Below are 6820 nucleotides of genomic sequence, written 5' to 3'. Positions count from 1 at the left end.
CTCCCGCCGCCCGGCGTCGTCGGCGACCGCACCGCAGCCCGCCCGGCGCTGGGCCTGGACCACCTCTGCCGCGGGGGCGCCTCGGGATGTCTGGATCACTGAGACCGTCTGCTCCTTCGGGCGGGGCTGAGAACGTCCGGACAGAGTCGAGGCGTCGCCTGCCGCAGCGGCACAGGCGGGTAGGGGGGAGGAGGCGGGAGTCACGCGTGCGCCGACCCGGCCGGGGCTGTCGGCGTTCTTTCGGACGGGGCCGGAAGACGTACGCCGAGGCCGGCACCAGCACGTGAGTCCCCGGCCGCAACAGGCCCTGAAAACACAGGTCATGGCGGCGAAGATGCCGACCGGGGCGCTCGACGGGCCCGCACGTTACCAGCACATGCGCCGCGTGCGCACTACCGGCCCGGACTGTCACATCCCGACGGGCGCAATCGTCTTCAGGAGTGTGCCCGTGCGATCTCTCAGCGGAAGTGGAACTCGATGAAACGCTGGTCCACCAAGGATCTGTACACACTGACACCGCCCGCCGACGGCCGTCCCGGCGACGCCGTCCTGACGTTCACGGACCGCTACTCGGTCTACGACTTCGGCGTCATGCCCGACGAGATTCCGGGCAAGGGCCGGGCCACCTGCGCCATGGCGGTGAGGTCCTTCGGCCTGCTGCACGACGCCGGGATCCCGACCCACTTCGTCGAGCAGGTCTCCGACAACGCCATCCGCGTCAAGCTGCTCGACATCGATCTGCAGGGCCGCAGGCCACGCACCGAGCCGGGCGGCATGATCCCGCTGCAGGTGGTGTACCGCAACGCCCTGCCCCGGGAGTCCTCCGTGCACCGCCGAATCGCCCAGGGGCACCTGGACCCCGCTCTCGTACCGGTGCGGCTCTCACCCGGCTCACCCTGGTTGGCGGAGGCGATGGTGGAGTTCACCACCAAGTTCGAGGAGACCGACCGTTTCGTGACCTGGGCGGAGGCGGCGGTCGTCGGCCGGATCGACGGCGAGGACATCGCCGCGCTCGTCAAGCGGGCCAAAGAACTGGCCGCGGTCCTCACCGCGCACTGCGACACCACCGGGATGCGACTCGTCGACGGCAAGGCCGAGTTCGGGTTCGACGAGGACGGCACCCCGATGGTCATCGACCATGTCGGCACACCCGACGAAAACCGCTTCTACGCCGACGGCGTACCCGTTTGCAAGGAGCTCCTGCGCTATCTCCACCCCGGGCTGCGCGACCTCGTTCAGTCCAGCGTCCGCGACGGCCTGCCCCGCGCGGACTGGCCGCGCCCCGAACCGCTCGCCCGCTCCACCGTGACGGCGGTGTCCGACGTCTACGCCGCCCTCGCCGACGTATGGTGCGCCCCCGGTGACCCGGCCCGGCAGCACCTTTCCGCCGCGGTGCGGGAATTCGTCGAGGTCACCGGCGCGCAGCTCGAGGAGCGGACCGGACTGTGAACGACCAGCAACCGGCAACGGTACGGGTGTCGGCGCCCGCCCGCCTCAGTTTCACCCTCATCAGTCTCGACGGCACCTCGATGCGGCGCAACGGCATCGCGGCCATGGCGGTCGACCGTCCCGGGCTCACCGCCGAGGTGCGAGCCGCCGCGGACGGCACCACCCGGGTCACCGGAGTCGCCGAGGAGACCGCCCGTGAACTGACCACGGCCCTGGGAACCCTGCGGCAGCGGTGGGGCGGCCCTCCCGCCGAGGTCACCGTGACCGAACCGCTGCCCCAGCACTGCGGGTTCGGCTCCAAGACCAGCACCCTCCTGGCTGTCGGCCGCGCCTACGGAAACCTCTGCGGCCGCGAGCCCGAGCTGCGCGACCTGGCCCGGATCCTGGGCCGCGGCCGTACCTCGGGCGCCAGCACGGGGCTCGCCGAGCACGGCGGCTTCCTTGTGGACGGCGGACACGTCAACCCGCCGGAGTTCGCCGAGGACCCGCACGCATACCTCAGGCCCAGCCGCTATGCCCAGGACGTACCGCCCCCGAAGCCTGTGGTGCGCCTCGACTTCCCCGACTGGCCGGTCCTGGTCATGATCACCCACGGCCGGCATCTGGGCGGTCAGGAGGAGCTCGCCTGGTTCCAGCGCGTCACCCCGATCCCGCCCGAGGAGTCGTGGCGAACCTCGCACCTCGTCTTCATGGGGCTCGCCCCGGCCGTTCTGGAGCGGGACTTCGACGCGTTCTGCGCCGCCGTCGACGCGATCACCTTCACCGGTCACTTCAAGCAGGCGCAGATCGCCTTCCAGGGCGAGACCGTGACACGGGTCCTGGACGAGGGGCGTGCCGAGCCGTCGATCGGCGCGATCGCGCTCAGCGTGACCGGCCCCGCCTGCTTCGCCTTCCCGCACGACACCGAGGCAGCGGCCAGCTGGGCCAAAGACCTCCAGCACCGCGGCCTGGTCAGGGACTTCTGGTTCACCACCGCCGACAACGACGGACTGCGCACCACCGCCTCGCGGTGAGGCGAGCACACACCACGGCCTGCGCGTTCCCGCCGCGCAGCGAAACGGATCGGAGCCCGAAGCGATGAACGCGCACATCCCGGACGTCCTGGCGTCCCGTTATGCCTCCAAGGAGCTGACGACCCTCTGGTCGCACGAGCACAAGATCGTGCTGGAGCGCAAACTGTGGCTGGCTGTGCTGGCGGCCCAGAGCGAGCTGGGCATCAGCGTGCCGTCCGGGGTGGTCTCCGACTACGAGAAGGTCCTCGACGTCATCGACCTGGAGTCCATCGCCCGACGCGAGCGGGTCACCCGCCACGATGTGAAGGCCCGCATCGAGGAGTTCAACGCCCTCGCCGGCCACGAGCACATCCACAAGGGTATGACGTCCCGCGACCTGACCGAGAACGTCGAGCAGCTCCAGGTCCGCGACAGCCTGGTGCTCGTACGGGATCGCTGCGTCGCCCTCCTGGTCCGGCTCGGTGGACTCGCGCGGCAGCACGCCGCCCAGGTCATGGCCGCCCGCTCGCACAACGTCGCCGCCCAGTCCACGACCCTGGGCAAGCGCTTCGCCACGGTCGCCGAGGAGGTCCTGGTCGGCTACGCGCGTCTCGAGGAGCTCATCGGCCGCTATCCGATGCGGGGCATCAAGGGCCCGGTCGGCACCGCCCAGGACATGCTCGACCTGCTTGGTGGCGACCGGCAGCTGCTGACCCGGCTTGAGGACCGCGTCGCCGGCCACCTCGGCTTCGCCCACCGCTTCACCAGTGTGGGTCAGGTCTACCCGCGCTCGCTCGACTACGAAGTCCTCAGCCTGCTGGTCCAGTTGGCGGCGGGCCCGTCCTCGCTGGCCCGTTCGATCCGGCTGATGGCGGGCGACGAACTGGTCACCGAGGGGTTCGCCGAGGGACAGGTCGGCTCCTCCGCCATGCCGCACAAGATGAACTCCCGCTCCTGCGAACGCATCAACGGCTTGATGGTCGTGCTGCGCGGCTTCGCCTCCATGGCCGGCGAGTTGTCCGGTGACCAGTGGAACGAGGGCGACGTGTCCTGTTCGGTGGTCCGGCGAGTCGCCCTGCCCGACGCGTTCTTCGCCTTCGACGGGATGCTGGAGACCCTGCTGACCGTCCTCGACGAGTTCGAAGTGTTCCCGTCGGTGATCGACGCCGAGCTGGAGCGGTATCTGCCCTTCCTGGCCACGACCAAGATGCTGATGGCCGCCGTGCGCGCCGGGATGGGTCGCGAGAGGGCGCACGAGGTCATCAAGGAGCATGCGGTCGGCGCCGCGCTGGCGATGCGCTCCGAAGGGGCGGACAACCTGTTGCTCAGCCGGCTCGCGGCCGATGAGCGCTTCCCGCTCGACCGAGCCCGACTGGACGAACTCCTCGCGGACCGCGCCGGGTTCACCGGCTCTGCCGCCGAGCAGATCGCCGCCGTGACAGCCCGCGTCGACGAGATCGCCGGCCGCCACCCCGGGGCCGCGCGGTACCGGCCGGGGCGCTTGCTCTAGGCCGGGTCCCCTTCTCTTCCTCTCCCTCCCCTCTCCTCGAAGGAACGGGCTTCCGTGCAAGATCGCGAAACCGACACCATCGTGCTCGGCTCCGGCGGAGCCGGACTGCTCGCGGCCTGCCGCGCCGCCGACGCCGGACGACAGGTCGTCGTCCTCGAACGCACCCCGGTGCTCGGCGGCACCACCGCCGTGTCCGGGGGCATGATCTGGGTTCCGAACAGCTCCGTGATGCGCGAACACGGCCTGCCCGACTCGCCCGAGGACGCCCTGCGTTACCTGGAGCGCGTCACCGAGGGAGCGGTCGAGCGGTGGCGCCTTGAGCAGTACGTCGAGGTCGCGCCCGAGATGGTCGACTACCTGCACGCCAAGACTCCTGTGCGGCTCTTCCCGATCGACCGTCCCGACTACCACTCCGACTGGCCCGGTGCCCGCGACGTCGGCCGCACCCTGGACAACGTTCCCTTCCCCACCGCCGACCGCCCCGGACTGATCGACCGTATCCGCAAGGGGAGCCACTTCGACGCGGTCACCTACGACGAGCGCAACCGCTGGCGCGACCCGGAGCTGTTCGACCACGAACTCGTCGACCGCCGCAGGGCTGAGGGCGTTCTCACGGTCGGCGCCGCGCTGGCGACGGCGCTCGTGGCGGCCTGCGACGACCGGGGGGTGAGGTTCGTGACGGGTGTACGCGGCCGTGAACTGCTCATCGAGCAGGGCCGGGTGGTCGGGGTGCGCGCCGAGACCGACGCAGGGACCACGGTGTTCCGGGCGCGCGACGGCGTCGTCCTGGCCAGCGGCGGTTACGAGTGGAACGAACGGCTCAAGCGCGCGCATCTGGGGGTGGCGGGCGCCCGGCCCATCAGCCCGCCCTGGAACCACGGCGACGGCCTGCTGATGGCGCTCCGCGCCGGGGCGGCCCTTGACGGCATGTCGCAGGCCTGGTGGGTGCCCGCGATCGGCGCACCGGGGGAGACGTACGACGGCGAGCCGCTGTCCCGGCACCTGGTCCCCGAGCGCTGCCTACCAGGGTCGGTCATGGTCAACCGGCAGGGCCGTCGCTTCGTCAACGAGGCCGTCAACTACAACGACATCACCAAGGCGTTCCTCACCTTCGACCCCACGCAGCACGCATACCCCAACGCACCCGCCTGGCTGGTGTTCGACGAGGCGTTCCGCCGTCGCTACGCCATCGCCGGCGCACAGCCATCGGACCCCGTTCCCGCCTGGTACGAGCGCGGCGCGACCCCAGCCGACCTGGCGGAGCGCATAGGCGTCGACGCGGACGGGCTCACCGCCGCTCTCGACGACTTCAACCGGCACGCGGCCGAGGGCGAGGACCCGGAGTTCGGCCGCGGTACCACCAGCCACGACCGCTACTACGGCGACCACCGGTGGACGCCCCACCCGTGCCTGGGTCCGCTCGAGCAACCGCCCTTCTACGCCATCCGTGTCGATCCCGGCATGATCGGCACGAGGGGCGGCCTGGTCACCGACGCCGACGGACGGGTCCTCGACCACGATGACGCCCCGATACCGGGCCTGTTCGCCTGCGGCAACGTCGCCTCCGATCCCTTCGGTCCCGGCTACCCGGGCTCGGGCGGCACCCTCGGTCCGGCCCTCCTGGGCGGCTACCTGTGCGGCGCCGCTGTCGCCCGGGGCGGGGAGGGCCGATGAGGGCCGTGGTGGCGGGCGCCGGCGCGATCGGCAGCTGTGTGGCACTCAACCTCGCCGAACAGGGCGTCCAGGTCGTCCTGGTCGACGGCCAGGACCTCGGTACGGGCCTGTCGGCGCACGGGTTCGGGTGGGTGAACGCGGTGGACAACGGGTCGGCGCCCTACTACGCGCTCACCCGGGAGGCCCAACGCGCGCACGACCGGCTCGCCGCCCGAACCGATGGCGCGCCCTGGCTTTTTCGACGCGGCAATCTGCACTGGGCGCACACGGCAGACGAGGCCCGGCGGCTGCGTGCCGCCGCGGACGGCTACCGCGCTCTGGGCTATCCCGTCGAAGAGGTCGACGCCGGCTACGCCCGGCGGGAGTTGCAGCCGGGTCTCGCCCTCGACGGCGTGCACGGACCGCTGTTCCACTATCCGGCGGACGCACACGTGATCAGCGACCGCTTCCTGGCCGCTGTACAGGAGCAGTGTCGGCGGGCGGGTGTGGTGATCCGCACGGGGGATCCGGTCACCGGCTTCACCGGGGGCGACCCGGTGCGCGGGGTCACGCTCGCCTCCGGCGCGCGGTTGGCCGCCGACACCGTCGTCACCTGCGCGGGACGCGGCACGGCGGAGCTGCTGAGGCAGGTCGGCGCGCACCTCCCCCTGGTGGAGCCGGGGGACGCCCGGGCTCTGACCCTGGGCCTGCTGGTGCGGACGTCAACGGTGCCGGTACGCGTGGAACGCGTCCTGCACGCACCGAAGTTGAGCGTACGGCCGCACACCGGCGGCCGCCTCGTCCTGCACTGCCACGACATGGACGAGACGTTGGTCCCCGGTGCGCCCGACGAACTGGCCGCGCAGGGGCACCGGGCGGCGCGGCGCGTACTCGACAGACTCGGAGACGTGCTCCCGGGGGCTGGTCGCGAGGCCGGGGTGGAGTCCGCCTACGTCGGCGTCCGGCCCATGCCGGCCGACGGGATGAGCGTGCTCGGGTGGGTGCCGGAGGCGCCCTCGCTGTACGTGGTGGTCACGCACAGCGGCCTCACCCTGGCCCCCGTGCTGGGGGAGATCGTCGCTCGGGAAGTACGCGGCGAGGCGTCCCCCTTGGCGGCGGCTTTCCGCCCCGAACGCTTCACCGCAGCGGGACAGCGCTGACGCCCGAAGCCCGCGTGCTCCGAGCAGAGCCTCCGAGCGGGAAGGATTCGGGCGTC

Annotated in this window: 5 protein-coding genes; all 5 read left to right on the top strand. The window is 71.5% G+C overall.

Annotated features, from left to right (window positions below):
* The first annotated feature begins 477 nt into the window (after positions 1 to 477).
* The 5 genes from ACYVE9_RS11810 (at position 478) to ACYVE9_RS11790 (ending at position 6764) form a co-directional block, all read left to right on the top strand.
* The gene (locus ACYVE9_RS11810; protein ID WP_461027747.1) at positions 478 to 1449 is read left to right on the top strand and encodes a phosphoribosylaminoimidazolesuccinocarboxamide synthase; all 972 of its coding nucleotides are present in this window, start codon (positions 478 to 480) and stop codon (positions 1447 to 1449) included.
* Positions 1446 to 2462, top strand: a complete 1017-nt coding sequence (locus tag ACYVE9_RS11805; RefSeq protein ID WP_461027746.1) for a beta-ribofuranosylaminobenzene 5'-phosphate synthase family protein — start codon at positions 1446 to 1448, stop codon at positions 2460 to 2462. The genes ACYVE9_RS11810 and ACYVE9_RS11805 overlap by 4 nt, the downstream gene beginning before the upstream one ends.
* A 64-nt stretch (positions 2463 to 2526) precedes the next feature.
* Positions 2527 to 3951 carry an adenylosuccinate lyase gene (purB, locus tag ACYVE9_RS11800; RefSeq protein WP_461027745.1) on the top strand — a complete coding sequence of 475 codons (1425 nt, stop codon included), beginning with the start codon at positions 2527 to 2529 and terminating at the stop codon, positions 3949 to 3951.
* Between the two features lie 54 nt (positions 3952 to 4005).
* Positions 4006 to 5625: an FAD-dependent oxidoreductase gene (locus ACYVE9_RS11795; RefSeq protein WP_461027744.1), complete on the top strand. Its 1620-nt coding sequence runs from the start codon at positions 4006 to 4008 to the stop codon at positions 5623 to 5625.
* Entirely contained in the window at positions 5622 to 6764 is a 1143-nt protein-coding gene (locus ACYVE9_RS11790; RefSeq protein WP_461027743.1) for an NAD(P)/FAD-dependent oxidoreductase, read from the top strand. The genes ACYVE9_RS11795 and ACYVE9_RS11790 overlap by 4 nt, the downstream gene beginning before the upstream one ends.
* Positions 6765 to 6820: the final 56 nt, after the last annotated feature.

Source organism: Streptomyces sparsus (assembly GCF_054776295.1).
The sequence above is the reverse complement of the archived record's forward strand: the minus strand, read 5'-3'. Positions and strand labels throughout refer to the sequence as shown.

Excerpts from the sequence above, each read along its gene's own strand:
- ACYVE9_RS11810 (WP_461027747.1), top strand. The coding sequence starts at position 478 with ATGAAACGCTGGTCCACCAAGGATCTGTACACACTGACACCGCCCGCC.
- purB (WP_461027745.1), top strand. The coding sequence starts at position 2,527 with ATGAACGCGCACATCCCGGACGTCCTGGCGTCCCGTTATGCCTCCAAG.
- ACYVE9_RS11790 (WP_461027743.1), top strand. The coding sequence starts at position 5,622 with ATGAGGGCCGTGGTGGCGGGCGCCGGCGCGATCGGCAGCTGTGTGGCA.